19 protein-coding genes are annotated in these 25926 nt (G+C 71.6%); 10 read left to right on the plus strand and 9 right to left on the minus strand.

Annotated features, from left to right (window positions below; translation table 11 throughout):
* Positions 1–10 precede the first annotated feature (10 nt).
* The 5 genes from ACIBKY_RS45555 to ACIBKY_RS45575 are packed head-to-tail and all read left to right on the plus strand — an operon-like array spanning position 11 to position 3947.
* The gene (locus ACIBKY_RS45555) at positions 11–259 is read left to right on the plus strand and encodes an acyl carrier protein (RefSeq protein ID WP_184971176.1); all 249 of its coding nucleotides are present in this window, start codon (positions 11–13) and stop codon (positions 257–259) included.
* A complete protein-coding gene (locus ACIBKY_RS45560) occupies positions 256–1380 on the plus strand; it encodes an acyl-CoA dehydrogenase family protein (protein ID WP_397107254.1) in 1125 nt (374 codons plus the stop codon). Before ACIBKY_RS45555 ends, ACIBKY_RS45560 begins: the two co-directional genes overlap by 4 nt.
* A complete protein-coding gene (locus tag ACIBKY_RS45565) occupies positions 1377–2444 on the plus strand; it encodes an HAD-IIIC family phosphatase (RefSeq protein ID WP_397107256.1) in 1068 nt (355 codons plus the stop codon). Before ACIBKY_RS45560 ends, ACIBKY_RS45565 begins: the two co-directional genes overlap by 4 nt.
* A 10-nt stretch (positions 2445–2454) precedes the next feature.
* Positions 2455–3249: a thioesterase II family protein gene (locus tag ACIBKY_RS45570; protein WP_397107258.1), complete on the plus strand. Its 795-nt coding sequence runs from the start codon at positions 2455–2457 to the stop codon at positions 3247–3249.
* A 2-nt stretch (positions 3250–3251) separates the two neighbouring features.
* Entirely contained in the window at positions 3252–3947 is a 696-nt protein-coding gene (locus ACIBKY_RS45575) for a 4'-phosphopantetheinyl transferase family protein (protein WP_397107260.1), read from the plus strand.
* On the opposite strand, the gene ACIBKY_RS45580 is transcribed toward ACIBKY_RS45575, so the two are convergent.
* The 5 genes from ACIBKY_RS45580 to ACIBKY_RS45600 are packed head-to-tail and all read right to left on the minus strand — an operon-like array spanning position 3910 to position 15245.
* Positions 3910–5067 (minus strand): acyl-CoA dehydrogenase family protein, encoded by a 1158-nt coding sequence (locus ACIBKY_RS45580; protein WP_397107262.1) that lies wholly within the window; start codon positions 5065–5067, stop codon positions 3910–3912. The genes ACIBKY_RS45575 and ACIBKY_RS45580 overlap by 38 nt on opposite strands.
* Positions 5054–8908 carry an SDR family NAD(P)-dependent oxidoreductase gene (locus ACIBKY_RS45585; RefSeq protein WP_397107264.1) on the minus strand — a complete coding sequence of 1285 codons (3855 nt, stop codon included), beginning with the start codon at positions 8906–8908 and terminating at the stop codon, positions 5054–5056. The genes ACIBKY_RS45580 and ACIBKY_RS45585 overlap by 14 nt, the downstream gene beginning before the upstream one ends.
* Positions 8905–13611, minus strand: a complete 4707-nt coding sequence (locus tag ACIBKY_RS45590; RefSeq protein WP_397107266.1) for an SDR family NAD(P)-dependent oxidoreductase — start codon at positions 13609–13611, stop codon at positions 8905–8907. Before ACIBKY_RS45590 ends, ACIBKY_RS45585 begins: the two co-directional genes overlap by 4 nt.
* A 31-nt stretch (positions 13612–13642) precedes the next feature.
* Positions 13643–14419 carry an ABC transporter permease gene (locus ACIBKY_RS45595; protein WP_397107268.1) on the minus strand — a complete coding sequence of 259 codons (777 nt, stop codon included), beginning with the start codon at positions 14417–14419 and terminating at the stop codon, positions 13643–13645.
* Positions 14409–15245: an ABC transporter ATP-binding protein gene (locus ACIBKY_RS45600; RefSeq protein WP_397107270.1), complete on the minus strand. Its 837-nt coding sequence runs from the start codon at positions 15243–15245 to the stop codon at positions 14409–14411. Before ACIBKY_RS45600 ends, ACIBKY_RS45595 begins: the two co-directional genes overlap by 11 nt.
* A 216-nt stretch (positions 15246–15461) precedes the next feature.
* Between ACIBKY_RS45600 and ACIBKY_RS45605 the strand changes: the two genes are divergently transcribed.
* Both ACIBKY_RS45605 and ACIBKY_RS45610 read left to right on the plus strand, forming a co-directional pair.
* On the plus strand, positions 15462–16115 hold the full coding sequence (locus tag ACIBKY_RS45605; protein ID WP_397107272.1) for a phosphotransferase: 654 nt from the start codon (positions 15462–15464) through the stop codon (positions 16113–16115).
* 10 nt (positions 16116–16125) lie between these two features.
* Positions 16126–17073 (plus strand): NAD(P)H-dependent flavin oxidoreductase, encoded by a 948-nt coding sequence (locus ACIBKY_RS45610; protein WP_397107274.1) that lies wholly within the window; start codon positions 16126–16128, stop codon positions 17071–17073.
* Here ACIBKY_RS45610 and ACIBKY_RS45615 read toward each other — a convergent pair.
* Positions 17068–19239, minus strand: coding sequence for an alpha/beta fold hydrolase (locus ACIBKY_RS45615; protein ID WP_397107276.1), 2172 nt, complete (start codon positions 19237–19239; stop codon positions 17068–17070). The genes ACIBKY_RS45610 and ACIBKY_RS45615 overlap by 6 nt on opposite strands.
* A complete protein-coding gene (locus ACIBKY_RS45620; RefSeq protein WP_397107278.1) occupies positions 19236–19997 on the minus strand; it encodes an ABC transporter ATP-binding protein in 762 nt (253 codons plus the stop codon). Before ACIBKY_RS45620 ends, ACIBKY_RS45615 begins: the two co-directional genes overlap by 4 nt.
* A 71-nt stretch (positions 19998–20068) precedes the next feature.
* Here ACIBKY_RS45620 and ACIBKY_RS45625 point away from each other — a divergent pair, with 71 nt between their 5' ends.
* Positions 20069–21139 (plus strand): sensor histidine kinase, encoded by a 1071-nt coding sequence (locus ACIBKY_RS45625; RefSeq protein WP_397107280.1) that lies wholly within the window; start codon positions 20069–20071, stop codon positions 21137–21139.
* Positions 21091–21735 (plus strand): response regulator, encoded by a 645-nt coding sequence (locus ACIBKY_RS45630; protein ID WP_379611808.1) that lies wholly within the window; start codon positions 21091–21093, stop codon positions 21733–21735. The genes ACIBKY_RS45625 and ACIBKY_RS45630 overlap by 49 nt, the downstream gene beginning before the upstream one ends.
* Before the next feature lie 5 nt (positions 21736–21740).
* On the opposite strand, the gene ACIBKY_RS45635 is transcribed toward ACIBKY_RS45630, so the two are convergent.
* Together ACIBKY_RS45635 and ACIBKY_RS45640 are read right to left on the minus strand one after the other, a co-directional pair.
* Positions 21741–23312 carry an ABC transporter permease gene (locus tag ACIBKY_RS45635; RefSeq protein WP_397107282.1) on the minus strand — a complete coding sequence of 524 codons (1572 nt, stop codon included), beginning with the start codon at positions 23310–23312 and terminating at the stop codon, positions 21741–21743.
* Between the two features lie 2 nt (positions 23313–23314).
* Positions 23315–24319, minus strand: a complete 1005-nt coding sequence (locus ACIBKY_RS45640) for an ATP-binding cassette domain-containing protein (protein ID WP_397107284.1) — start codon at positions 24317–24319, stop codon at positions 23315–23317.
* Positions 24320–24451: 132 nt separating this feature from the next.
* Between ACIBKY_RS45640 and ACIBKY_RS45645 the strand changes: the two genes are divergently transcribed.
* The gene (locus ACIBKY_RS45645; RefSeq protein ID WP_397107286.1) at positions 24452–25534 is read left to right on the plus strand and encodes a calcium-binding protein; all 1083 of its coding nucleotides are present in this window, start codon (positions 24452–24454) and stop codon (positions 25532–25534) included.
* The last annotated feature ends 392 nt before the right edge of the window (positions 25535–25926 follow it).

Genomic DNA, 25926 nt, shown 5'->3' on the forward strand with positions numbered 1-25926 from the left:
GTTCACCACCATGTCCAACACCGCTCAGGGCCAGATCCTCGACTTCGTCCGTGGCCGCTTCCCGCAGGCCGAGCTCGACGCCGCGCAGGACATCTTCGCCCTCGGCTTCGTCAACTCGCTGTTCGCGATGGAGCTGGTGATGTTCGTCGAGAAGACCTTCGGCGTCACCATCCCCAACGACGAGCTGCGCATCGACAACTTCCGCACGGCCGACTCGATGGCCGAGCTGGTCGACAGGCTGGCGAGAGTGGCGGCGTGACCACGGGCAGGGTCACCGACCGGCGCTCGGCCCGCGAGTTCGTCGACGCGCACATCGTCCCCCACGCCGATGCCTGGGACCTCGACGGCCGCGTGCCCGAGGACCTGATCCGCAAGGCGAGCGAAGCGGGCCTGTGGGCCCCCTTCCTGCCCGAGCGGTACGGCGGCGCCGGCATGGACATGGTGACGCTGGGCGAGGTGCACGAGGAGGTGGGCCGGGGCTGCTCCTCGGTCCGCAGCCTGCTCACCGTGCACACGATGTTGTCGTGGACCGTGCAGCGCTGGGCCACCCCGGCCCAGCGCGAGCAGTGGGGCCCGGCACTGGCGAGCGGAGCGGCGCTGGGCGCCTTCTGCCTGTCGGAGCCGGGCGCCGGCAGCGACACCTCCGGCATCACCACCACCGCCACGGAGACCGGCCGCGGCTGGGTGATCAACGGCACCAAGAAGTGGACCACCGGTGGTCAGCGGGCGGACGTGTTCCTCGTCTTCGCCCGCACCGCCTCCAGCATCGGCGCCTTCCTGGTGCCGAAGGACACCCCGGGCATCCGGGTGCGCCCGATCGAGGAGATCCTGGGCACCCGGGCGTCCATGCTGGCCGAGATCACCTTCACGGACGTGGAGGTCGAGCGCGAGGCGTTGCTCGGCCCGAGCGGCTTCACCGCCGGGATGGTCCTCACCGGCACACTCGACCTGGGCCGCTACAGCGTGGCGGCCGGGTCGGTCGGCATCGTCCAGGGCTGCCTGGAGGCGAGCGCGGCGTACGCCGCCAAGCGTGAGGTCGGCGGCAAGCCGCTGCGCGACCTCCCGCTCATCCAGGCGAAGCTCTCCGACATGGTCACCGACGCGCGGGCGGCCCGCCTGCTGCTGGCCGAGGCCGGCCGGCTGAAGGACGCGGGCGACTCGGCCACGCTCATGGCCACCTGGATCGCCAAGTACTTCGCCTCCACCGCGGCGGCGAAGCACGCCTCCGAGGCGGTCCAGATCCACGGCGCCAACGGGTTCACCCCCGACTACCCGGTGGCGCGCTTCTACAGGGACGCCAAGGTGATGGAGATCATCGAAGGCAGCAACGAGATCCAGCGCATGACCATCGCTGGTCAGGCAGATCGGGAGAAGCCATGACCGTAGAGACCGTCGCCCTCCTCCCCGAGAAACCCGTACAGGGGCGGATCAAGTGCATCGTCTGGGACCTCGACCACACGCTGTGGGACGGGGTCCTGCTGGAGGACGAGGAGGTGCACGTCCGCGAGAGCGTGGTGGAGGCGATCCACGAACTCGACCGCAAGGGCGTGCTCCACTCGGTCGCCAGCAAGAACGACCGGGACACCGCGCTGGAGAAGCTGCGCGTGCTCGGCCTGGACAAGATGTTCCTGTTCCCGCAGATCGGCTGGAACGCCAAGTCGGACTCCATCCGCCGGATCGCCAAGGCGCTCAACCTGGGCCTGGACGCCTTCGCCTTCGTCGACGACCAGCCGTTCGAGCTGGCCGAGGTGGCGCACGAGGTGCCCGAGGTGACCTGCGTCGACATCCTGGAGCTGCACGACGCGCTGGAGCGGCCGGAGTTCCAGCCGCGCTTCGTCACCGACGAGTCGGCGCTGCGCCGCGAGATGTACCAGGGCCAGATCGCCCGCGACGAGCTGGAGAACGAGTTCGTCGGCACCAACGAGGAGTTCCTCGCCAGCCTGGAGATGTCGTTCACGATCGCGCCAGCGCTCCGCGACGACCTGCAGCGGGCCGAGGAGCTCACGGTCCGCACCAACCAGCTCAACTCCACCGGCCGCACCTATTCCTACGAGGAGCTCGACACGCTGCGCGAGTCGCCCGACCATCTGGTCCTGGTCGCCTCGCTCACCGACAAGTTCGGCAGCTACGGCAAGATCGGGCTGGCCCTGGTGGAGAAGCAGGAGGAGGTCTGGCGGCTCAACATGATGCTCATGTCGTGCCGGGTGATGTCACGCGGCGTCGGCATGGTCCTGCTGAACCACATCATGCGCCTGGCAGCCGAGGCCGGGGCCGCGGTCCGCGCCGACTTCGTGGAGACGGGCCGCAACCGCATGATGCAGGTCACCTACGCGTTCGCCGGGTTCCGGGAGGTGAGCAGGGACGGCGCGCACGTGGTCCTGGAGGCCGACCTGAGCGTGGTCCAGCCGCCGCCGTCGTACGTGCAGCTTGAGATCGTGGAATGAGGCGCCCCCCATGACCGTCAACGACGTGATGAGCACGGACGCGCTCAACCGTTGGCTGCCCTTCCGCACGCAGACCGGCGCCGAACCCGGCGCGCTCCCGCTGTACTGCCTGCCCCACGCGGGCGGCGCGGCCTCGGCCTTCCGCCTCTGGCAGCGCAAGCTGCCGGGGGTGGCGGTCCAGCCGGTGCAGCCGCCCGGCCGGGAGGCCAGGCACAAGGAGCCGGCCTACGAGCGGATGGGGGCCCTGGTCTCCGATCTGGCGGATGTCGTCCTGTCCGACGTGGAGCTGAACGCCGCCGGGCGGCGCTATGCGCTCTATGGGCACAGTCTCGGCGCGCTCGTGGCGTTCGAGCTGGTCAGGGAGATCCGGCGGCGCGGCGGACCGGAGCCGGTGCACCTGTTCGTCTCCGGCTGCGACGCGCCGCAGGTCACCTACGAGGACGGCCAGCCGGTGCGCACGATGACCAGGCCGCAGCTGGTGTCGTTCCTTCGCGGGCTCGGCGGCACGCCGGAGTGGCTGCTCAGCGACGAGGGCGCCATGGCGATGATCCTGCCGGCCATCCAGGCCGACTTCACGATCAAGGAGACCTACACGTATGCGCAGGAACCGCCCCTGGACCTGCCGATCACCGCGCTGCCGAGCACCAGGGACCCGCGCATCGCCGAGTCGAAGGTGATCGGCTGGCGGGACCAGACCGCGGCGGCGTTCGTGCTGCGGCCCTTCGACGGCGGCCACTTCGCCGTCTTCGAGCAGGCCATGCTCACGCACCGCATCCTCGCGGAGGCGCTGCGGCCGTGGGTGTGAAGGTGTGGAAGGTGTACCTCGACCGGCCGGGCATGCCCGGCTGGTCGGCCCTTTCCGAGGCCGAGTGCGAGCGGGCGCTGCGCTTCGCCGATCCGCTGGAGCGCCGCCGCTGGGTGGTGGCGCGCTCGACGCTCAAGCAGATCCTGGGCGAGCTGTGCGGCATCCCCGCCGCCCGGCTCGCCTTCCGCACGGAAGGCGGCGGCCGCCCCCGCCTCGACCACCACCATCACCGCCTGGACTTCAACCTGTCGCACTCGGGGGAGTGGGCGCTGATCGCCGTCGCTCCCGAGGGCCGGCGGGTCGGCGTCGACGTCGAGCGCGTCAGCTCCGACGCCGACATCCTGGAGCTGGCCGCGCGCATGTACCAACCGGAGGAAGCCGAGCGCGTCCGCGCGGCGGGCGCGCCCGAGTTCTTCCGGCTGTGGACCGCCAAGGAGGCCTACATCAAGGCCACCGGCGTCGGCCTGGCCGGGCTGCGCGACACCCGGGTCACCCCGGCACACGAAGGGAGCGCGGCCCTGGTGGGCTCGCGCTCCCTTGACGGCGAGTGGCCGGTCCGGTGGCTGGACGTGGCGCCCGGTTACGCCGCGGCCCTCGTCACGACCACCGCCACACCGGCGACCACCGCCACACCGGCGACCGACGCCGCACGGCGGATCGTCACGACCGCTTCGACACCGGAACCACGTACCGGCTGAAGACCAGCTCGCGCAGGACGTCGTCGCCGCCCTCCACGATCGAGACGTAGCGCATGTCGCGCATCAGCTTGCCGATGACCGACTCGTGCGTGTAGCCGAGCCCGCCGAACATCTCCGACGCCGCCGAGGCGATCTGCCAGCCGGTCTGGCCGCAGAACATCTTCGTGGTCAGCGCCTGCTTGAGCGTGCCGACGCGCAGGAACTCCTCGCCGGCGTCCGGCCTGGCCGCCACCTCGTCGTACGCCCGCGCCGCCGCCAGGCACTGGTTGGCCATGACCTCGATCTGCATCTCGAACTGGCCGAGCCGGGAGGCGAAGACCGCGTTGCCGGCCAGCGGGGCGCCCTTGACCTGCTTGGCCTTGCCGTACTCCATGCAGACGTCGCGGATGCGGCGGGCGATGCCCAGCGCCGTGGTGGCGATGAGGATGCGGCTGGCGTTCAGGCCGATCTCCAGCAGGCGCAGGCCGTTGCCGCGCAGCACGTTGGCCGCGGGCACGCGCACGCCCGACAGGGAGACCTGGTAGGTGGCCGACGAGCGCAGGCCGATGACGTCCCAGCGCTTGTCGACCTTGACGCCGGGGGTCTCGCGCGGGACCAGGACGGCGAGGTAGCCCGCCGGGTCGTCCTGGGCGCGCGCGACCACCACGAGGAAGTTCGCGAAGCCGGTGTTGGTGGAGAACGCCTTCTCGCCGTCGAGCACGATCTGGTCGCCTTCGCGGCGGGCCGTGGTGGTGATCCTGGCCAGCTCGCTGCCGGCGGCGTGCTCGCTGCCCAGGGTCGCCGCGTAGCCGCCGTTGACCAGCGGCTTCAGGTGGCGCTCCTTGAGTTCGGCGCTGCCGTACCAGGAGACCATGCTCGTCGTCAGGACCGGGATGAAGAGCGTGAAGGCCACCCCCGCGTCGGCGTAGGCCAGCTCGGCGGTGATCCGCACGCTCTCCTCCAGGCCGAGGCCCAGCCCGCCGCTCTCCTCGGGCAGCCACCAGTTCGCCAGGCCGGTCTCCGCGAACCGCTCGTAGAGCGGCAGCGGAGCCTCGGCCAGCGAGTCGAGGTAGGCGTCCTTGCCCAGGAGTTCGCGGCGGGCGAAGGCCTGTACCGTCCGCAGGTACTCAGGCTGCTTCATCCTCGTCCCTCGCGTCGAGAAGAGCGGCGAGCTGGCGGACAGTCGGGCACTCCAGCAGTCCCGTCACCGGGATCGAGGCGCTCACGGCCCGGCGGATGCGGGTCGTCAGCTCGATCGCCAGCAGCGAGTGGCCGCCGAGCTCGAAGAAGTTGTCCAGCGCGCCGATCGGTTCGATGCCGAGCACCCGTGACCAGATGTCGGCCAGCGTGGTCTCGGTGCCGGGGGCGGGCTCGACGTAGGCGTTGTTCAGCTCGGGCCGGGGGTGGCGCTCCTGCTCGTCGAAGTCGCCGTCGGTGTCGTGGATGTCGCCGGTGACCCACTGCGCGATCCGCGTCTCCAGCCAGCCCGTCGAGATGACGAAGTGGCCGGCGCGGTCGGCCGCCGACAGCGTGCGCTCGAAGACGTCCACGCCCTCGGCGGGTGCCATCGCGTAGCCGACCACGGCCTCGCTGTGGCCCTCGACCCGGTCGGGGTCGATCGCCCAGGTGTCCCAGTCGACGGTGACCCACCGGCCCTCGCCCGCGGTCCTGGCCTGCCTGACGTAGGCGTCCAGGGCGGCGTTGGCCGCCGCGTACGGCGCCAGTGTCATCCCGCCCAGCACCGAGGCGATGGACGACAGCGTGATCCGGCGCTCCGGGCAGCGCTCGCCCAGGACCTTCTGCAGCACGTGGAACCCGGTGACCTTGGCGGCCAGGTGGGCGTCGCACTGCTGACGGTCCATGAGGTGGGCGAAGTTGAAGTACGCCCCGTCCTGCACCCCGGCGCCGTGGACCACGACGTCGATGGTGCCGAACCGGCCGACCGCCGCCTTGACCACGGCCGCCATCTGCTCCTCGTTGGCCACGTCCGCCGACAGCGGGAGCACCGTGGCGCCCCTCGCCTCCAGGTCGCGGATGTTGCGGATGTGCCGCGAGGTACGGTCCCCGTCGTGCCCGTCCAGGTAGGCGTCCCAGTCCTCGCGCGGCGGCAGCGGGGAGCGGGCGGTCAGCACGAGGCGGCAGCCGTACGTGCTGGCCAGGTGGCGGGAGAGCACCAGGCCCACGTCGCCGAGACCGCCGGTGATGAGCACGGTGTCGCCGTCGCGGATCGGCCGCGCCTCGCCCTCGGGCTCGGCGATGGGGTGCTGATCGTAGGCACGCACGAACGTCTCGCCGGCGCGTACCGCCATCGGCCCCTCGTAGGGGGCGACGGAGGCGGCCAGGATCTGGGCGGCCAGCAGGTGCAGGGCGTCCTCGGCCACCTCGTCGGCGTCGATGTGCCGCGCTCGCAGCCGGGGGTTCTCCTGGGCCAGGCTCGGGGCGAGGGCCGCGAGCGTGGCGTGCTCGGGGTGGCGCAGGTCGGCGCCGGCCACGCCCACCGCCTGCGAGGTCAGCAGCACCAGCTCCGCGCGCGGGGCCGAGCCGGTGTTGTCCACCAGCTCCCTGGCCAGCGCGAGAACGGAGTAGAAGCCGCGGTTCTGCTCGGTGGTGAAGTGCTCGACCGGGTCGCCGGAAGCCTCCGGGCTCGCCAGGCTGAAGCCGTGCACGATGGCGCGGGGGCCGGCCACGAGGGAGTAGATCAGCTCGGCCACGTCGTCGGACTTGTCCACCCGGATGGTGAAGTCGCCGGAGTCGTCCTGCTCGAAGCGCTCGCCCGGCCGTACCGCCGTCACCTCGGCGCCGGCCTGGTTCAGCCGCCCGACGAGCGCCTCGCCGCGCGCGTCCGCGGTGAACACCAGCCACGGGCCCGCCAGCCTGAGCCGTTCGTCCAGGTCGGTGGTGGACAGCGGCCGCTGCTTCCACGTGGGCAGGTAGGTCCACTGGGAGCGGTCGAAGTTCTTGCCCTCGGCGACCGGCGCCTGGCCGGGCAGCGGCTTGACCCAGAACCTGCGCTTCTGGAACGGGTAGGTCGGCAGCAGCACGCGCCGCCCCTCGCCCTTGTGCAGCGCGGGCCAGTCGACGGTGACGCCGCCCTGCCACAGCCTGGCCAGCGCGGACAGCACCCACTCGGCGGCCGTCAGGTCGCCGTCGGGCTCGACCACGAGCTCCTCGACGCCGTTGGCCTGGTCCTTGCCGTCGCGCAGGGTGCGGATGCCGAGCGCGGTCAGGCTGTAGGCGAACGCGGTGAGCGCCGCCTCACGGCCGCTCGCGTCGTCCTCGCCCGCCGTCTCATCCGGTACGGCCCGCAGCTTCGCGGCCGCCTCCCCGGTGGCCAGTTCGGCGGCGGCGGCGCGCAGGTCGGCCCACCAGCCGTCCGGAACCTCGCCCGTGGGCCGGATCAGCTTGACCTTGGCGTGGCGGCGCTGCGTCTTGCCGTCGATCCAGCGCGACGGGTCGGACAGCGCGGCGATCGCGTCGTCGCGGTCGCGGACCACGACCGCCCGGCGCTTGGCGAAGCCGCCGCGCGAGACCTGGAGCGTGTAGGCCACGTCGGCCAGGTCCACGCCGTCCTCGTCCTCCAGGTAGCGGCGCAGCTGGGTGGTCACGTCCGTGAGGGCCTGGTCGTCGCCGCCGGAGTACACCAGCAGGTGCGGGCCGGGCCGCGCCGGCCGCTCCTCGCGGGGCGGCGCCTGCTCCAGGACGACGTGCGCGTTCGTGCCGCCGAGGCCGAACGAGCTGACGCCCGCCCGCCGCGGGTGCGGGCCCTCCGGCCACGGCCGGTGCTCGGTCAGGACGGTGAACCGGTCCTGCGCGGAGGCCAGCGCCGGGTTGGGCGTCTGGTAGTTGGGGGTGCCGGGCAGCAGTTCGTTCTTCAGGTTCATGGCCGCCCGCATCAGGCCGGTCACGCCCGACGCGCGGTCGAGGTGGCCCAGGCTCGGCTTGACCGAGCCCAGCACGCACGGCGTGTCACGGCCGGTGCGGAAGACGCGGTTCATGGCCGCCAGCTCGATCGAGTCGCCCAGCATGGTGCCGGTCGCGTGGCACTCGACGTAGCCGACCGTCTCGGGTTTGACCCCGGCCACGCCCAGCGCGGACTCGATCACCTCGGCCTGGCCCTCCACGCCCGGCGCGGTGTAGCCGGCCCGCATGCGGCCGTCGTTGTTGGCGGCCGAGCCCAGGATCACCGCGTGGATCACGTCGCCGTCGGCCAGCGCCTCTGACATGCGCTTGAGCGCGACCACGCCGGCGCCGCTGCCCATCACGGTGCCGCCGGCCTCGGCGTCGAAGCTGCGCACGATCCCGTCGGGCGACATGATGCCGCCCTGCTCGTACAGGTAGCCGGAGGGCTGGGGCAGCGGGGTGAAGGCGCCGCCGGCCAGCGCGATGTCGCACTCGTAGGTCAGCAGGCTCTGGCAGGCCAGGTGGACGGAGACCAGCGAGGTCGAGCAGAACGTCTGGACGGAGATCGCCGGGCCGCGCAGGCCCAGCTTGTAGGCGACCAGCGAGGCGAGGGAGTCGCGCTCGTTGCCGACCGCCATGAGCAGCGCGCCGCCCGGCTGGTAGATGAGGTGGTTGATGTTCTTGACGATGTAGTCGGGGAAGCCGCAGCCGCCGAACACGCCCACCTGTCCGGGTACGTCCGTCGGGCAGTAGCCCGCGCTCTCCAGCGCCTCCCACGAGCACTCCAGGAAGAGCCGGTGCTGCGGGTCCATCGACTCCGCCTCACGCGGGTTGATCCCGAAGACCGAGGCGTCGAACATCGCCAGGTTGTCCACCGGCCCGCCGACGCGGACGTAACGGGGGTCGGCCAGCGTGCCGGGCTCGGCGCCCGACTCCGTCAGCTCCTCCTCGGTGATCTTCCGCAGGCCCTTGACGCCGGCCAGCAGGTTGCTCCACAGCTCATCGACGTTGCTCGCCCCGGGGAACCGCCCGGACATCCCGATCAGCGCGATGGCTGAGTCATAGTCGGTGGTCTCCGTCATACGTTGTTCCTCCCACTCCTGAGCATGTTGCGGCGCTGCGCGATCCTGGAGCGCTGCTGGTCCCTGGCGTCGTCCTGCTCGTCGTCGTCGCCGCTGTCCTGCGCGGTGGCGGCCTCGGCCAGGGAGGCCACCGTGGGCGCCTGGTAGAGGATGTGCGGCGGCAGGTACGACAGCTCCAGGGCCTTCCTGACGTCGGCGATGATCTCCATGCCGAGCAGCGAGTTGCCGCCGAGCTCGAAGAAGTTGTCATGGATGCCGACCTGCTCCAGGCCGAGCGCTTCCTCCCAGACCTCGACGATCTTGGTCTCGGTCTCGCTCTGCGGCTCGACGTAGGCCGTCGACAGGTCCGGCCGCGGGTGCCTGCCGAACGCGTCGCGGATCTTCTTCACCGTCGCCTGGTGGCTCTCGATGGACGAGCGGCGGCTCATCGCCACCAGCGGGGCGAACTCCTGCGTGGAGGCCACCACGTGCCGCTGGCCGCTGGCCAGCACCCGCTGCAGCGTCTTCCAGCCGTCGTCGAACGACAGGCCGAACTCGCCGCGGTACCACTCGAAGTACTGCTTGGAGCCCTCGTCGTAGTTCTCCAGGCCGTCGGTCCAGCCGTTCCACTCCCATTCGCACCAGTCGATCGAGGCCAGCGCCACGCCGGGCAGCGCGTCGCTGAAGGCGAAGGAGTCCAGGAACGCGTTGGCCGCGCAGTAGTCCACCTGGCCGGCGCCGCCGCCGGTCGCCGAGGTCGTCGAGGAGAACAGCGCCAGGAAGTCCACCGGCACGTCCTTCAGCACCTCGGCCAGGGCCAGCGTCCCGGCCACCTTCGGGGCCAGCACGCGGTCCATGTCGGCGCCGGTCTTGAACTGCATCAGGCCCACCGCGGGCACACCGGCCGCGTGCAGCACGCCGTTCAGCTCGCCGAAGCGGTCCAGGGTCTCGCGTACGGCCCGCCGTACGTCGTCCGGCTTGGAGACGTCGGCGGCGACCGTGAGCACCTCGATGCCCGCCGACTGCAGGCGGCGCAGGCCCTCGATGCGCCGGCGCACCTCGCTCGCGGTGCTGTCGGCGGCCAGGATCTGGTTCCACTGGTCCTGCGGCGGCACCGGGGTGCGGCCGAGCAGGACGAGGCGGGCCTGGTAGTCCTCGGCCAGGCGCTCGGCCATGGCCAGGCCGATGCCGCCGAGACCGCCGGTGACCATGTAGACGCCGCCCTTGCGGACCGTCGCCGCCGGCGGGGCCGCCTCGATGTAGGCGGCGTCGAGTGCCTCGTAGTCGGGGATCCAGCGCCTGCCGCCGCGCAGCGCGACGACCTGGTCGGTCGGCTCGGTGAGCAGCTCGGACACGACCTCGCGGGCGCTGACCTCGTCGATGTCGATGAGGCGCGTCTTCACCCTCGGGTACTCGACCGGGATGAGCCGGGCGGGGCCGAGCAGCGTGCCGCGCTCAGGCGTCATGCGGTCGCCGGGCAGCACGTGGTGGCTGCCGCTGGTGACGATGTCCAGCCACCAGCCCGGCAGGCCCAGGTCGCCGGCGGCGCGGGCGAAGGCCACGATGCTGTGCAGGCCGCGCTGCAGGCAGCTCTCGATCGGCTCGCTGCCGTGCCCGGCGTTCCACATGTGCACGATGCGCTCGGGCAGCCAGTCCCGGCCGTGCAGCTCGCGCAGCGCGGACACGGCGTCCTCGGGGGAGCCGGGCCGGACGGTCAGTACGTCGCCGTCGCTGGTGAAGCGGTCGCCGGGCCGTACCAGAACGATCTCGCGGCCCTCGGCGCGCAGCCGCGCGGCGAGCGAGTCGGCGAGGCCGTCGTCGGTGTAGACGAGCCAGCGGGTGGCCTCGTCGGCGCGGGCGGGGCGGTGCGCGGTCTGCTTCCACACCGGCGTGTGGATCCACTCCGTGTCCGGCAGGCGCGGGAAGGCCTTGGCGATGCTCGTCGGGTCGCTCTCGTCGAAGAGTGCCGCGCCGCTGCCGCCGCCCATCATGGGCGAGTTGAGGTCGATGTCGAGCCAGTAGTCCTGCCGCTCGAACGGGTAGGTCGGCAGCGGTACGCGGCCGGGCCGCCAGCCCTCGTCGTCGTGGAGCACCTCCCAGTCGACCGGCACGCCGGTCAGCCAGAGGCGGCCCAGCGCGGCGGCGACGGCGGCGTTGGCGTCCTGGCGGTCGCCGGCGGCGGGCAGCGTGGTGACGATCAGGGGCCACTGGTTGCGGTCACAGGCGGCGTGTCCGCGGGTCAGCGCGCCCAGCGACTGGCCGGGGCCGATCTCGGCGAGGGCCAGCTCGGGAACGCTCAGCACGTGCTCGAGACCGGCGCCGAACTCCACCGTCTCGCACATGTGGCGGGCCCAGTAGCCGGGGTCGGTGACGACCTCCGCGGTGGCGAGCTCGCCGGTCACGTTGCTGACGTAGGGGATCTCCGGGGCGTTGAGCGTGATGTTGTCGCTGATCCAGGTGGTGAGCTCGTCGGCGACGGGGGCCAGCATCCGGGAGTGGAAGGCGTGGGTGGTCTCCAGGCGCCGGTGGCCGATCTTGACCTCCAGCAGTTTCTCCATGGCCGACTCGACCGCCTCGACCGGCCCGGCCAGCACGACCTGCGAGCCGGTCCTGACGGCCACGTCCAGCTCGTCGGAGAACAGCGAGCCGAGGACCGTCTTCAGCCGCCGCTCGTCGGCGGCGACGGCGAGCATCGCGCCCTCGGGCTGCGAGGTGATCAGTTTGGCCCGGTAGGCGACCAGCTTCAGCGCGTCCTCCAGCGACAGCACGCCCGACAGGCACGCGGCCACGTACTCGCCGAGGCTGTAGCCGACCATGACCTCGGGCCGCACGCCCCAGCGGATGAACTGGCGGGCCAGCGCGTACTCGGCGACGAAGACGGCCGGCTGGACCAGGTGCGCCTCGGTGGCGGAGGCGGGCGCGGGCGCGCTGCGGCCCAGCAGCCTGGCCAGGTCGCCGGCGGTGTCCTCGCTCTCGCCCGAGGGGGTCACGAAGATGTCCGACAGCTGGCCGGGCTCGGTCAGGCCGAGCACCGTCAGGCACTCGTTGACGTCGGCGCGGTAGGCGGGCTCCTCGGCGTACAGCTCGGCGACCATGCCCGGGTACTGCTCGCCGACCCCGGCGATGAGGAACCCGGCCTTGCGGCCGACCGTCGCGTCGTTACGGCCCAGCGAACCGGCCGGGTCGGCCAGCCGGGAGGCGGCCTCGCCGGTCGAGTCGGCGATGACGATCTTGCGGTGGTTGAAGACGCGGCGGCCCAGCTGCAGCGTGTAGGCCACGTCGCCGAGGTCCACGTCGTTGTCGCGCAGCCGTTCCGCCAGCCTGGCGCAGGAGTTCTCCGCGGCGGCGGCCGACTTGGCCGAGACCGGCAGGATCTGCCAGCGGCGGGCGCGCTGCTTGCGCGGCGCGGGCACCGGCGCCTCGGCGAGGATGACGTGCGCGTTGGTCCCGCCCATGCCCAGCGAGCTGATGCCGGCGACGCGCTCGCGCTCGGCCTCGCGCGGCCACGGGGTGTTCTCCGCCGTCACGCGGAACGGGCTGTTGTCGAAGTCGATCTCCGGGTTGGGGGAGGTGTAGTGCAGCGTCCCCGGGATGAGCTCGTGGCGCAGCGACTGGATCACCTTGATCAGGCCGGTGACGCCGGAGGCGCGGTCGAGGTGGCCGACGTTCGGCTTGATCGAGCCGAGGACGCAGTACTGCTTCTTCTTCGTCTGGCCGAAGGCCCGCGTGAGCGCGGCGGCCTCCATCGGGTCGCCGACCTCGGTGGCGGTGCCGTGCGCCTCGACGTAGGAGATGTCGTTGGGGTCCACGCCCGCCCGCTTCAGGGCGGCGGACACGCAACGGCGCTGGCCGTCGATGCTCGGGGCCAGGTAGCTGAACTTGATCGCGCCGTCGTTGTTGATCGCCGAGCCGCGGATCACCGCGAGCACGGTGTCGCGGTCGCGTACGGCGTCGTCGAGCCGCTTCAGCGCGACCACCGCCGCGCCGTCGCCGAACATGCTGCCGCGGCCCTGCGCGTCGAAGGTGCGCACGTGCCCGTCGGGCGACTCCTGGCCGCCCTCCTCCCACAGGTAGCCCATGCGGTCGGGGATGCGTACCGAGACGCCGCCGGCGATGGCCATGTCGCACTCGCCGCGGCGCAGGCTCTCGCCCGCCAGGTGGACGGCCACCAGAGAGGTCGAGCAGAACGTCTGCACCGACAGGCTCGGGCCGTTGAGGTCCAGGCGGAAGGAGACGTTGGTGGCCAGGGAGTCCTTGTCGTTGCCGATCATCAGGGCGGAGGTGTCGATGCCCATGTTGAAGGCGCCGAGCCGGGTGAGGAGGTATCCGCTGATGTTCATGCCGGCGAAGACGCCGACGCTGCCGCGGCCGTCGGTGGGGGCGTACCCGGCCGACTCCAGCACTTCCCAGACGCACTCCAGGAAGATGCGCTGCTGCGGATCGGCCAGCGTCGCCTCGCGCGGGTTGTAGCCGAAGAACGCGGCGTCGAACCCCTTGATCCCCTCCAGGATCGGCCGGATGCGCACGTAGTTCGGCTGCTGGAACGTCGCGGGGCTGACGCCGGACTCGATCAGTTCCTCGTCGGTGAACGTCGTGAACGACTCGGCGCCCGAGCTGATGTTGCGCCAGAACGTCCCCACGTCGGAGGCCCCTGGGAACCGGCCGGCCATGCCGATGATCGCGACATCGGATTCGCCCGGTGAGTGGTGCTGGTCCATCAACATGCCCCTCTTCACGGAATTGGCTTGTGGGCCCTTACATCAACTTGCCGCGGCTCCAGCCACGGGCCAGCCGCCGGGCGGCGAAGGCGCCGGCCAGCAGGCCGATCGCGAGCAGGACGGAGGCGGGAAGCAGCATCGCCGACTCGTTGCCGGCGACCGCGGCCTGCAGCATCGTGAGCGCCCAGTACCCGGGCGAGGCGTGACCGGCGATCTGCGCCCATTCCGGCATGATGCTGAGCGGCACCAGCGCGCCGCCGAGCGAGCTGAGCGTCAGCGCGCCCACGTCGGAGATCACGCTGAGCTCGCCGTGGCTGCGCACCAGCGTGGCCAGCGCGGCGCCGATCGCCAGCAGCGCGAAGGCCCAGATGAGAATGGCCAGCATCACCCACCAGGGTTCGGCGGGCAGTGGCAGGCCGATGGCGAGCACGCCGTAGATCACCAGGATGGTCTGCTGCAGGACCATGACCAGGAAGATCGGGAACGTCTTGCCGACGAGCAGCTCGACCGCCGGGGCCCGGCTGACCCGCAGCCGGTCCCAGGTGCGCCAGGTGCGCTCCGACAGGATGGAGTTGCCGGCCAGACCGATCGCGAAGACCGAGAACATCACCATCAGGCCGGTGGCCACCTGGGTGGAGCCGGCGTCCAGCGCCCTGACGTACAGGGGCTTGAGCACCAGCATGAGCACCATCGGCATGGCGATGTAGCTGATGATCTGGCCGGGGTCACGCAGGCGGACGATCCAGTTGTGCCGCGCGATGGCGGCGATCCGGTAGAATATGCCCCCCGCCCGGGGAGCGGCGTCAAGAAGCATCGCGGGCCGCCAGCGAGTGGTAGAGGTCGTCCAGGGACGGGTTGCGCAGGTCGACCGCGCTGACCGGGCGCTCGGCCCGGTTGAGCAGGTCGATGAGCGTGGCCGTGGGCTCCGTGGTGGAGACGCTGATCTCCTCCTCGTTGTCCAGCGTGAGGCGTACCTCTCCGGGCAGGCCCTCGATCAGCTCGTCGTAGGTGCCCCGGGCGATCACGCGGCCGTCGCGGGCGACCGCGATCGTGGCCTGAAGCTCGGTGATCTCCGGAAGGTAGTGGGTGGTGTACACGACCGCCGCGCCCTCGCCGGCGCGCTGCTTGACGACGTCGAGGATCGCCTGCCTGGTCTCCAGGTCGGCGCCCGCCGTCGGCTCGTCCAGCAGCATCAGCCGCGGACGGTGGATCAGCGCGGTCGCGGCCTGGATACGGCGCTGCTGCCCGCCGGAAAGCCGGCCGGCGCGCCGGTCCATGAGGTCCGTGAGGCGGAGCAGTACGGCGAGGTCGTCGATGGCGGAGTCCAAGGCGGCGCGCCGCAGCCCGCCGAGCCGGCCGAACAACACCAGGTGTTCGCGGACCGTCACGGTGGGATAGAGCGCGATGTGCTGGGGCGCCACACCGACCTGGCCGCGTACGTCGGCCGGCGGCTTGCCGTCGATGGTCACGTGGCCGCTGTCCTGGCGCAGCAGGTTGGAGACGATCTCCACGAAGGTCGTCTTCCCCGCCCCGTTGTGCCCGACCAGCCCGACGATCTCGCCGGACGCGACGCTCAGGGTGAAACCGTCCAATGCCGTGACCGGGCCATAACGCTTGACAAGATCGACTACTTCCAGCAACGCGCACCTCCTCAGGTGCCTTATTGAATGCAGCCCAATAATTCGATTTAAATCGGCTGTCGTCGCCACCATAGCCCCATATGCATTAGGCGGCTTATGGCAGGAAGTTCTCTGCGAATACTGGACATCAGGGCAGGTGAGCGTTGTCACTGGCCACTAGTTACCGCAAATTCTGGCCAGTGCGGTTTTTGCCGATCCGTGCTTAGGCTTAATGGCATGCATGCGGGAAACCTGATCGCTTCCGGCCGTGACTGCCACATCCTGGCCTCCGGCTCCGGCAAGGTCATCCGGCGCGCCCGCGACGGCCGCAGCCTTGAGCGCGAGGCGTCGATCATGCGGCACGCGCGGCGGCACGGCTTCCCCGCTCCCGAGGTGTACGACGCCGACGGCCCCGACATCCTCATGGAGCACCTCGACGGGGTGAGCGTGGCCGACGACGCCCGCGCTCACCCGAACCACCTGCCCGGCCACGGCCGCCTGCTCGCCGGCCTGCTCACCAGGCTCGGCGCGATCCGCGCCCCCGGCTGGCTGCCGGCCGCCGACGGCTGCCCGGGCAACCGCCTGCTCCACCTGGACCTCCACCCGGCCAACGTGCTCCTGACCGCCGACGGCCCCATCGTCATCGACTGGGCCGACGCGGCCAGGGGGGCCGCCGCGGCCGACGTGGCCTCGACGTGGATCGTGCTGGCCTCGGCTCCGCTGGACCCGGCGCTGGAAGAGCTTCGCCCCGACCTGCTGGCCGCCTTCCTCGACCACGTCGACACCGACGCGGCCCGCCGCTACCTGCCGGTTCTGGGATCGCGCCGCAGGGACCACGAGCACACGGACGACGCGGAAGGCGCCAGGATCACGGCCCTCCTCACCCTCTAGCCTGGGGTGCATGCGTACCTGGGTGACGGAGCGGTTCGGGCGGGAGGTGCCCCTGGTCGGGGCGCCGATGGCCGGTGCGGGCGGGGGACGGCTGGCGGCGGCCGTGTCCGGAGCCGGGGCCCTGGGGATGTTCGGGGTGGGCCCGTCGGACACGCCGGAGTGGATCGCGGAGCAGGCGGCGATCGCGGGGGCGGGCGGCCTGCCGTTCGGGATCGGGCTGATGGCTTGGACACTTCCTGAGAACCCGGCGCAGGTGGACGCGGTGATCGCGGCGGGGCCGCGTCTGGTGTCGGTGAGTTTCGGGGACTACGCGCCGTATGTGGCGCCGTTGCGGGAGGCGGGAATCACCGTCGTGACGCAGGCGGGCACCACGCGGGAAGCCGTCGAGGCCGAGCGCGCCGGGGTGGACGCCGTCGTGGCGCGTGGCGGCGAAGGCGGCGGGCACGGCAGGGACACCGTGGCCACGTTGCCGCTGCTGCAGAGCGTGCTGGACGAGGTGAGCCTGCCCGTGCTGGCCGCCGGAGGCATCGCGGGCGCGCGGGGACTGGCCGCCGTACTGGCCGCGGGCGCCGAGGGGGCCTGGGTGGGAACGGCGTTCCTGGCCTGTACGGAGGCGCGGGGGTCCGCTCCGGCCAAGCGGCGGATTCTCGAAGCGGGTGAGGAGGACACCGCCTACGGGCGGGTGTTCGACGTGGGCCAGCGGCTCGCGTGGCCCTGGGAGTACGGCGGCCGCGCCCTCCGCAACCACTTCTTCGACACCTGGCACGGCCGCGAACGCGAACTGGCCGGAGACGAGCGGGCGGCGGACGAGCTCAGGACGGCCCGCGCCGCCGGCGACTACGACACCGCCTGCATCTACGCCGGCCAGGCGGCCGGCATGGTACGCGAGGAGCGCCCGGCCGCCGCGGTCGTCGCGGGCTTCGCCGAGGCGGAGGCGCTCCTGCGCCGCTGGTCATGACCGGCAGACGGCCCCGGGCGGAGGAAGCTTCAGCCAGGTCAGATACCTGTTGACGTGCCCGATCGTGCAGGGCTCCGCGCTGAGGTAGAGGCCGTGCCCGTGGCCGTCGAAGCGGATCGTCGCCGAGCCCGGCACCTGCCGGACCAGATCGTCCACGTCGGGTTCCGTCCAGCTCGCGGCGCCGAGCAGGGGCGGCAGACCGGTGGACGGCAGCGGCCGGGGCGGGTTCGCCGGCGGCTCCGGCCAGCCGGGGCAGGCGAGACCGTGCCAGAGCTCGTGCCGCGGGTAGTTGGGCGCCATCCGTTGGTTGCGGCTCCTGGCTTCGGTGAAGTCGGCGTAGTCGCGGAAGCCGACGCCGTCGAGGCAGTGGGTCATGTTCATGCCGACCGGCGACGGCGGTTTCAGGCTGCCGGTGCCCGCCTTGACGTAGTCGGCGAAGCCGGACGCGTCGCCTGCCCTGGCCAGCACGATCGCCTTGGCCAGCTCCTTCCAGCGGAAATGGTCGGTGCCGGGGGAGATGAAGTGGGGCCCGGCGGCGACCTGGACGTCGAAGCCGTCATAGGAGACCTGCCGGCCCCTGACCGGGATACGTTTCGCCGAGGTCACCTCCCGCCAGGCCTTGGCCACGTCCTGGCCGTTCAGCACGCACTCGGTGGTGCCCGCGCACCACGCGGCGAACTTGACGAGCTGGCCTTCCATCACCTGGTGGCGCAGGCGCCGCTGGCTCAGCAGGTTGACCGCGCCGTCGAGGACCATGGCGCGGACCCGGGAGGGGAACAGGCGGGCGTAGTTCATGGCGGTGACGCCGCCATAGGAGGTGCCGAGGAAGCTGAGCCGTTCCTCGCCCAGCGCGATCCTGATCGCCTCGACGTCCCTGGCCACGGAGGCCGAACTGAGGTTGCCGAACAGCTCGGGGTCCTTGGCGCGGCACTTCTCGGCCGCCGCCCGGTTGACCTCGGCCTGGCGGTCGAACTCCGCCTCGTTGGACGGCAGCCGGATCCAGGGGCCGCCCAGCAGGCAGTCCTTGGACAGGACGCCCAGGTCGAGGCCGTTGCGAGGGGTGAAGCTGATCACGTCGAAACGCTGACGGAGCTGGGCGAAGACCGCGCCCTTCTTCTCCAGGTCCTCGATGCCGGAACCGCCGGGGCCGCCGGGCAGGGCGAACAGGGTGCCGATCCGGCGGTGTGATCCGGTGGCGGGCAGCCGTACCAGGGGGAGGGTGATCTTTCGCCCTTGCGGTTTGTTCCAGTCGACGGGCACCTGTACGGCCGCGCACTCCATGTCCTTCTTGCAAGGCTTCCAGGCGAAGTCCGACGCCTGCGCGGGCTGCGCCACGACGACCGTGGCCAGCAGGACGCCGGTGGCGGCGAGCCCGGCGATCATCGGGTGCGTCCTTTCGCCCCTGACCGCGATCGCGACCGCACCCGCGCTCAGCGCCGCGACCGGATAGGCCAGCAGCAACGCCAGCGCGGCGACCGGCGGCAGCAGCCCGTCGCCCACGAGACGGTCGAGCATGACCGATCCGGCCCGCGCCTGCCACGGCTGCGGCAGCGTGGCCGCCGCGGTCGGCAGCACGAGCACGATCATGATCAGGACCACCAGCGTCCCGGCCGTGGAGCGCACCACGACCCCGATGCCCAGTCCGACCAGCGTCACCAGCCCGATGGCCACGCCCGACAACAGCACGCCGCCCAGCACGCCGGGCTCCGACAGCGGCGTGCCCAGCGTGCGCCCGTCCATGAGCACGTGCCCGGCGTGCCCGCCCAGGATCGCCATCGCGCCGTAGTGCATGGAGAACGCCAGCACCTGCCCGGCCACCAGCCCCACCCCGAGCAGCACCGGAACCTTGGCCAGCAACAGCACGTGCCGCTTCGGCACCGCCGTCAGGCTCGTACGGATCTGCCCGGTGGAGTATTCGGCGGTCACCGCGAGCGCGCCCAGCACGCCCATGACGAAGAACGCCACCTGCAACCCCGGTCCGAGCCCGTCGCCGATGCTGGTGAACCGCATCCGATCCGCCGTCTCCTGCCCGGCGAAGCCGCGTACCACCATGGCCGCCAGCCCGGCGCTGATCAGCACCGACAGCAGCGAGGCCGCCAGCAGCCAGTGGTTCGAGCGCAGCGTGCGGAACTTCATCCATTCCGCCGCGATCGCGTCCCCGATCATGACCGTCCCCCCGCCGCGAACTCCACGCTGGACTCCGTCAGCTCCATGTACGCGTCCTCCAGCGACCCGAACCGCCCGACCAGCGAGGCCATCGAGGTGTCCTCGATCAGCCGGCCCCGCCCGATGAGCACCACGTGCGCGGCCGTCCTCTCCATCTCGCCCATCAGATGACTGGACACCAGCACCGTGCGGCCCTCCTCGGCCAGCGTGCGCAGCAGCCCGCGGATCCACCGGATCCCCTCCGGGTCCAGCCCGTTGACCGGCTCGTCGAACATCAGCACCCCCGGATCGCCCAGCAGCGCCACCGCGATGCCGAGCCGCTGCCGCATGCCGAGCGAGAACCCGCCCACCCGCCGCCCCGCGACCCCCGCCAGGCCCACCAGCTCCAGCACCTCCCCCACCCGCCGGGCGCCGATGCCGTTGCTGCGCGCCACGCACGCCACGTGCGCGCGCGCCGTGCGCCCGCCGTGCGCGGCGGACGCGTCCAGCAACGCGCCGACCTGCTCAAGCGGCCTGCCGATCATGCCGTACGGCCGGCCGTCCACCAGCGCGATGCCCGCGTGCGGCGCCTCCAGGCCGACGACCGCGCGCATGGTGGACGACTTCCCCGCGCCGTTGGGTCCCAGGAACCCGGTCACCTGGCCGGGTTTCACGGCGAAGGTCAGCTCGTCGACGGCGACGGCGGCGCCGTACTTGATGGTGAGCCCTTGTATCTCGATCACCGCTCCAGGCTCGCGCTCCGCGTACGCGCGGGCCATGGGCGCACTCCCACTCCGGGGGTAGGTCTAGGCCTACCGACGCACCGCCGGGGAGAGGGCAGACTGCAGAGGTGAAGAGGATCGGACAGGGATGGGCGGTGCGCGCCGCGCGCAACGTGCTCACCGGGGTGGCGGCGCTGGCACTGCTGCTCGCGCTGCCGTTCGCGCCGCGCCCGGTCCTGCGCGCCGCCCGCACCCTGGGCCGGGTACGCGAGCCGGACCCCGGCGACCTGCGCGTCATCGCCTGGCTGGCGGCTCACGGGGTGACGGGACCCGGCACCGCCCTGGTGATCGGCGGCATGCTCTCCATGATCGGGGTCATCTGGAGGGTCTACACCCCTTACCCGTCGAAGAACCTGACGATCGCGTTCACGCTGTCGATCATGGCGATCATCCTGCTCAGCGCGCTGACCGCCTACATCTCCGTCCGCGTCCAGGACTACCTGGCGCTGGCTCTGCTCGGCGAGACGCCCGAGTCACGGCGCATCAGGGAGCTGACCGCCTCCCGCGCCGCCGCCGTCGACGCGCAGGCCGCCGAACTGCGCAGGATCGAACGCGACCTGCACGACGGCGCCCAGGCCAGGCTCATCGCCATGCGCATGAACCTCGGCCTGGCCAGGAAGAGCACCGACCCGGCCCAGAGCCGCGAACTCGTCGAGGAGGCCTGGCACTCGGCCGCCCAGGCACTGGACGACCTGCGCGGCCTCGTGCGCGGCATCCACCCGCCGGTGCTCGCCGACCGCGGCCTCACCGGCGCGATCCGGGCCGCCGCGATGCTCTGCCCGGTGCCGGTCGAGCTCGACCTCGACCTGCCCGGCCGTCCCGAGGCGCCGGTGGAGTCCGCGCTGTACTTCGCCGCCGCCGAAGCCCTCTCCAACGTGGCCGCCCACAGCCAGGCCACCCGCGCGTGGGTACGGCTGCGCTACCCCGGCGACCGGATCAGGCTCACCGTCGGCGACGACGGCCGGGGCGGCGCGCGACCTTCCGCCGGGACGGGCCTGCTCGGCATCGAACGCCGCCTGTCCGCCTTCGACGGCACGCTCACCGTGGCCAGCCCCGCCGGCGGGCCGACCGAACTGACCATGGAGTTGCCGTGCGCGTTGTCATCGCGGAAGATCTCGCACTCCTCCGGGACGGCCTGATCCGCCTGCTGTCCACGCACGGCTTCGATGTGGTCGAGGCGGTCGACAACGGCCCGATGCTGCTCGCCGCCCTGCTCAAGCATCGCCCCGACGTGGCCGTCGTCGACGTACGGCTCCCGCCAACCCAGACCGACGAGGGCCTGCGCATCGCCCTTGAGGCCCGCCGCCGGGTGCCGGGGCTGCCGGTGCTGATCCTGTCGCAGTACGTGGAGCAGCTCTACGCCCACGAGCTTCTGTCCGACCGATCCGGTGGCGTGGGCTACCTGCTGAAGGACCGGGTCGGGGATGTCGAGCAGTTCGTCGACTCGGTCCGTACGGTCGCCGCCGGCGGCACCGCCATGGACGCCGAGGTCATCGCCCAGCTCCTCACCCGGCGCGGGCGGGACGAGCCCCTGGCCGCCCTGACGCCGCGCGAGCGGGAGGTGCTGGGACTGATGGCCGAAGGGCTGTCCAACCACGCCATCGCCGCCCGGCTGGTGGTCACCGAGAAGGCGATCGGCAAGCACACGTCCAGTATCTTCGCCAAGCTCGGGCTGCCGCCCAGCGACGACCAGAACCGCCGGGTGCTGGCGGTTCTGGCCTACCTGGAGTCCTGACGTACTCAGACCAGGGCCCTGCGGCCGAGGGCGGTCAGTCCTGCGGCGGTGAGCGCCGCGGTGAGCGCGGTCATGATCAGGAGGGGGACGGCGCTGAACGCCTCGCCCGACAGGACCATCGGCAGGTTGGGGAAGGGCACGAAGTACTTGGCGACCCAGTAGTCGATCCCGATGATCGGCCCGAGCACCTCGCCGAAGAGGTTGACGAACAGGAACGCCGCCCAGCTGATCGCGGCGGCCGCCTTGGGCAGCACCCCGAAGGCCAGCACGCCCACACCGGCCAGCACCCAGACCGCCGGGACCTGCACCAGCGTGCCGGGCAGCACCGACAGCGGGTCGCCGACGGCCACACCCATCGCCAGGCCCGCCAGGCCCAGGATGACGACCGGCCCGGCCAGCGCGAACACCAGGTGGCTCCAGGCCCAGCGCAGGCGGCCGACGGGGTGGGCCAGCAGGAGTTCGGCGCGGCCCGTGGTCTCCTCGGCGCGCAGCCGGAGCAGGGCGAGCAGGGGGTAGAGGGCGGCGACGTAGCCGAGCGAGAGGCTGATCAGCCACAGGTACGCGTCGGTCATGCCGGCCTCGGGGGAGGCGGTGTAGCGGCGCAGGAACTCCTCGACCGAGGCGCCCTGGCGGGAGACTTCGGGAATCGACAGGGCCAGGGCGCCGAGCACCAGCCCGGCGACGGCGTAGCCGATGCTCCAGCCGGTCAGCAGCCCCTTGTGCAGACGCCAGGCCAGGGCCAGCGGGGAGGACAGGCGGCGCGCGTGCGCCGGGCCGGGACGCTGGGCGAGGATGCCGTGGCCGAGGTCGCGGCGGGCGTTGAGCCGGTAGGCGGCGGCCATCGTGGCCAGCGCGAGGGCCAGGCTGGGCAGGAGCGCGGCCAGGTCGTTGGCGGCGTACGGCTGGACCAGGTGCGACCAGCCCTGCGGGGAGGCCCACTTCACCGCGGCCCCCGCGCCGCCGTCGGCGACGAAGCGCAGCAGGTACGACAGGCCGAGACCCATGGCCGCCAGGCCGATCGCGGTCCTGGCGCCCTCGGTGAGCTGGGCGGCCAGCGCGCCCACGCCGGTGAAGACGAGACCGATGCCGGTGATGGCGGCGCCGAAGGCGAGCGAGCCGGTGACGTCGAAACCGAGCTTGATCATGGAGAACGCGGTGACGATCCCCGCCAGCAGCATGGAGGTGGCGGTGACGGCGAGCGCCGCGGTCAGCGGGGCCAGGCGGCCGATCACGCCGGCGCCGACCAGTTCCGCGCGGCCGGACTCCTCCTCGCCCCTGGTGTGCCTGATCACGGTGAGGATCGCGATCAGGGCGAGGATCGTGTAGATGGCGTCGGCGTTCTTCCAGACGGCCATGCCGGCGATCGTGGGGGAGTAGACCTCGCCGGCGAAGGCGGTCAGCGCCTTGTTGGCGGTCATCTCGCGGGCGAAGTCGGCTACGGACTGGGTGGTGGGGAAGCTCTGGGCGTACCGGTTGGCCTGGCCGGCGGCGAGGACCGCCAGCAGGAGGATCCAGGCGGGGGTGATGAGGCGTTCGCGGCGGATGACGAGCTTGATGAGGGTCCAGGTGCCGTGCATGGTCAGTTGCCCTTCCCGGCCGCGGAGCGGCTGCCTTGCTCATCCGCGGAGCGGCCGGCTCGCTCATCCGCGGAGCGTCCGGCTCGCCCGGTCACGGAGTGGCCGCCTTGCCCGGTCGCGGTGTGGCTGGGTTTTCCGGCCGCGTAGTGGCGCATGAAGAGGTCTTCGAGGGAGGGCGGGGTGCTGGTCAGGCTGACGATGCCGGACTGGGCGAGGGCCAGCATGGACTTGTCGAGGTCCTGGTCGTCGACCTGGAAGCTGATCTTCCGGCCGTTGGTGGTGAGGTTGCGGGCGGTGGGGAGCACCGGGATCTCCCCCGAAATTTCGGCGGAGATCTGGGTCATCGTGAGGTGGCGAAGTTCGGATAGAGTGCCCGATTCGACCGTGTGGCCCGCACGGATGATGCTCACCCGGTCGCACAGCGCCTCCACCTCCGACAGGATGTGCGACGACAGCAGCACCGTGCGGCCCAGCGCCTTCTGCTCGGCCACACACTGCTGGAAGACCGCCTCCATCAGCGGATCCAGGCCCGAGGTGGGCTCGTCCAGGATGAGCAGCTCGGCGTCGGAGGCGAACGCGGCCACCAGGGCCACCTTCTGCCGGTTGCCCTTGGAGTACGTCCTGGCCTTCTTGCGCGGGTCAAGCTCGAAGCGTTCCAGCAGCTCCGCGCGCCGCGTCCGGTCCAGGCCACCCCGGATCCGGCCCAGCAGGTCGATCACCTCGCCGCCGGTCAGCGACGGCCACAGACTCACGTCGCCCGGCACGTACGCCAGCCGCCGGTGCAGGTCGGCCGCGTTCTTCCAGGGGTCGCCGCCCAGCAGGCGTACGGAGCCGGAGTCGGCCCGCATCAGCCCGAGCAGAATCCGGATCGTCGTCGACTTTCCTGAGCCGTTCGGGCCGAGGAAGCCGTGCACCTCACCGGTGTGGACGGTCAGGTCGAGCGCGTTCAGCGCGGGCGCCTTGCCGAAGCTCTTGTGAAGCCCTTGGACGGCTATCGCGGTGTTCATGTCGCTCCTCGAAGCGGGAATTCTTGCAGGTCAAAACGCTAGATTTCCCGGGCTTCCGGCGGTATCGGGCATCCGCCCTAACTGTCAGCAGGCTGCAAGTCCGGAGCAATGGGACGGGCGCACAGTCCGACCATGAGACCAGCCAGCACGTTAGCCATGGCCGCCACGGCGGCCCTCCTCGTCGCGTTCGGCGCCGCGCCCGCGTACCCCGCTTCCGCCGCGGACACCTTCGCCCGGGTCATGTCCGGCGAGCTCGAGTACAAGGCCGCGCCCGGCCAGGTCAACCACGTGACCTTCACCGCACCGGACGCCGACACCTACCTCGTGGACGACATCGTCCCCATCACCCCGCTGAACGGCTGCGCCCACCCCGACCCGGCCGACCCGACACTCGTCGAATGCACGGCCGCCGCCACGTTCAGCGGCCAGCTCATCATCGACGTCGGCGACCTGGACGACATCGTCAACCCGACCGGCCCCAACCACGCCCTGATCGGCCTGGGAGCCGGGAACGACGTCGCGTACGGCTATCCGGGAAGCGTCGGCTCGCTGGTGAGCGGCGGCACGGGCAACGACGTCATCCATTCCGGGCCGGGCCGTCACACCATCGACGGCGGCTCCGGCACCGACACCGTCAGCTACGCCGCCCGGACGGCCGCGGTGACGGTGAAGCTGGCCGCGTGCCCGTGCGGCGAACCAGGAGAGAACGACGGCCTGCCCGGCATCGAGAACGTCACGGGCGGCTCAGGCAACGATCGCCTGGAGGGTACGGCCGCCGCCAATGTGCTGAGCGGCGGCGCGGGCGAAGACACCATCATGGGCTGGGACGGCGACGACAGCGTCTACGGCGGTATAGGCAACGATTTCGTCAGCGGCGTGAAGGGCAACGACACCGTGTCCGGAGGCTCCGGGGACGACGAGGTGTTCGGCGACTGGGACAACGACATCCTGTACGGCGACGCCGGACACGACACGGTGTACGGCGGCCCGGGAGCCAACACGGTGACCGGCGGCAGCGGCAACGACACCCTCTACGGCGGCCCCCTGACCGACACCCTGAACGGCGGCACAGGCAACGACACCATGGAGGCGGGCGCGGGCAACGACACGCTACGCGGCAGCTACGGCACCGACCACCTGGACGGCGGCACCGGAGCAGCCGACGACTGCGACGGCGGCCCCGACCCGGACACCGAAACCAACTGCGAAATCTAACAAAAAGGTGCTCCGCTTCGCTCCGCGCGTTCTGTCTGGGGCCCGCCCGTTGCCCGGCTAGGTGCTTGGCCAGTTGGATCCCGCCCTGGACAGAGGTGCTCCGCTTCGCTCCGCGCGTTCTGCCTGAGGCCCGCCCGTTGCCCGGCTAGGTACTTGGCCAGTTGGGGTCCCACCCCCGGACAAGGTGCTCCGCTCCGCTCCACCCGCCCTGCCCGGGGTCCGCCCGCTGCCGGCTAGATCGTTGATGTGAAATTCGCTGATCGTGTGCGGGCATGGCGAAGGGCGTCCAAGATCGGCTTGTGAAGACTGAGCTGGACGCCCTTCTGACGGCACTCTATGTCTACCTGGACGATCATGTGATGCCTTCGCGGGGACAGCCCCGCAAACGAGGC

This window comes from Nonomuraea sp. NPDC050394 (assembly GCF_044459065.1).
Lineage (GTDB): Bacteria > Actinomycetota > Actinomycetes > Streptosporangiales > Streptosporangiaceae > Nonomuraea.

Bases quoted from the DNA above. Each gene is read 5' to 3' on its own strand.
- ACIBKY_RS45595 (WP_397107268.1), bottom strand. From the start codon at position 14,419: ATGCTTCTTGACGCCGCTCCCCGGGCGGGGGGCATATTCTACCGGATC.
- ACIBKY_RS45580 (WP_397107262.1), bottom strand. From the start codon at position 5,067: ATGAAGCAGCCTGAGTACCTGCGGACGGTACAGGCCTTCGCCCGCCGC.
- ACIBKY_RS45615 (WP_397107276.1), bottom strand. From the start codon at position 19,239: ATGATCGGGGACGCGATCGCGGCGGAATGGATGAAGTTCCGCACGCTG.
- ACIBKY_RS45635 (WP_397107282.1), bottom strand. From the start codon at position 23,312: ATGCACGGCACCTGGACCCTCATCAAGCTCGTCATCCGCCGCGAACGC.
- ACIBKY_RS45610 (WP_397107274.1), top strand. From the start codon at position 16,126: ATGCGTACCTGGGTGACGGAGCGGTTCGGGCGGGAGGTGCCCCTGGTC.
- ACIBKY_RS45555 (WP_184971176.1), top strand. From the start codon at position 11: ATGTCCAACACCGCTCAGGGCCAGATCCTCGACTTCGTCCGTGGCCGC.
- ACIBKY_RS45645 (WP_397107286.1), top strand. From the start codon at position 24,452: ATGAGACCAGCCAGCACGTTAGCCATGGCCGCCACGGCGGCCCTCCTC.
- ACIBKY_RS45565 (WP_397107256.1), top strand. From the start codon at position 1,377: ATGACCGTAGAGACCGTCGCCCTCCTCCCCGAGAAACCCGTACAGGGG.
- ACIBKY_RS45570 (WP_397107258.1), top strand. From the start codon at position 2,455: ATGACCGTCAACGACGTGATGAGCACGGACGCGCTCAACCGTTGGCTG.
- ACIBKY_RS45605 (WP_397107272.1), top strand. From the start codon at position 15,462: ATGCATGCGGGAAACCTGATCGCTTCCGGCCGTGACTGCCACATCCTG.
- ACIBKY_RS45590 (WP_397107266.1), bottom strand. From the start codon at position 13,611: ATGTTGATGGACCAGCACCACTCACCGGGCGAATCCGATGTCGCGATC.
- ACIBKY_RS45585 (WP_397107264.1), bottom strand. From the start codon at position 8,908: ATGACGGAGACCACCGACTATGACTCAGCCATCGCGCTGATCGGGATG.
- ACIBKY_RS45620 (WP_397107278.1), bottom strand. From the start codon at position 19,997: ATGGCCCGCGCGTACGCGGAGCGCGAGCCTGGAGCGGTGATCGAGATA.
- ACIBKY_RS45640 (WP_397107284.1), bottom strand. From the start codon at position 24,319: ATGAACACCGCGATAGCCGTCCAAGGGCTTCACAAGAGCTTCGGCAAG.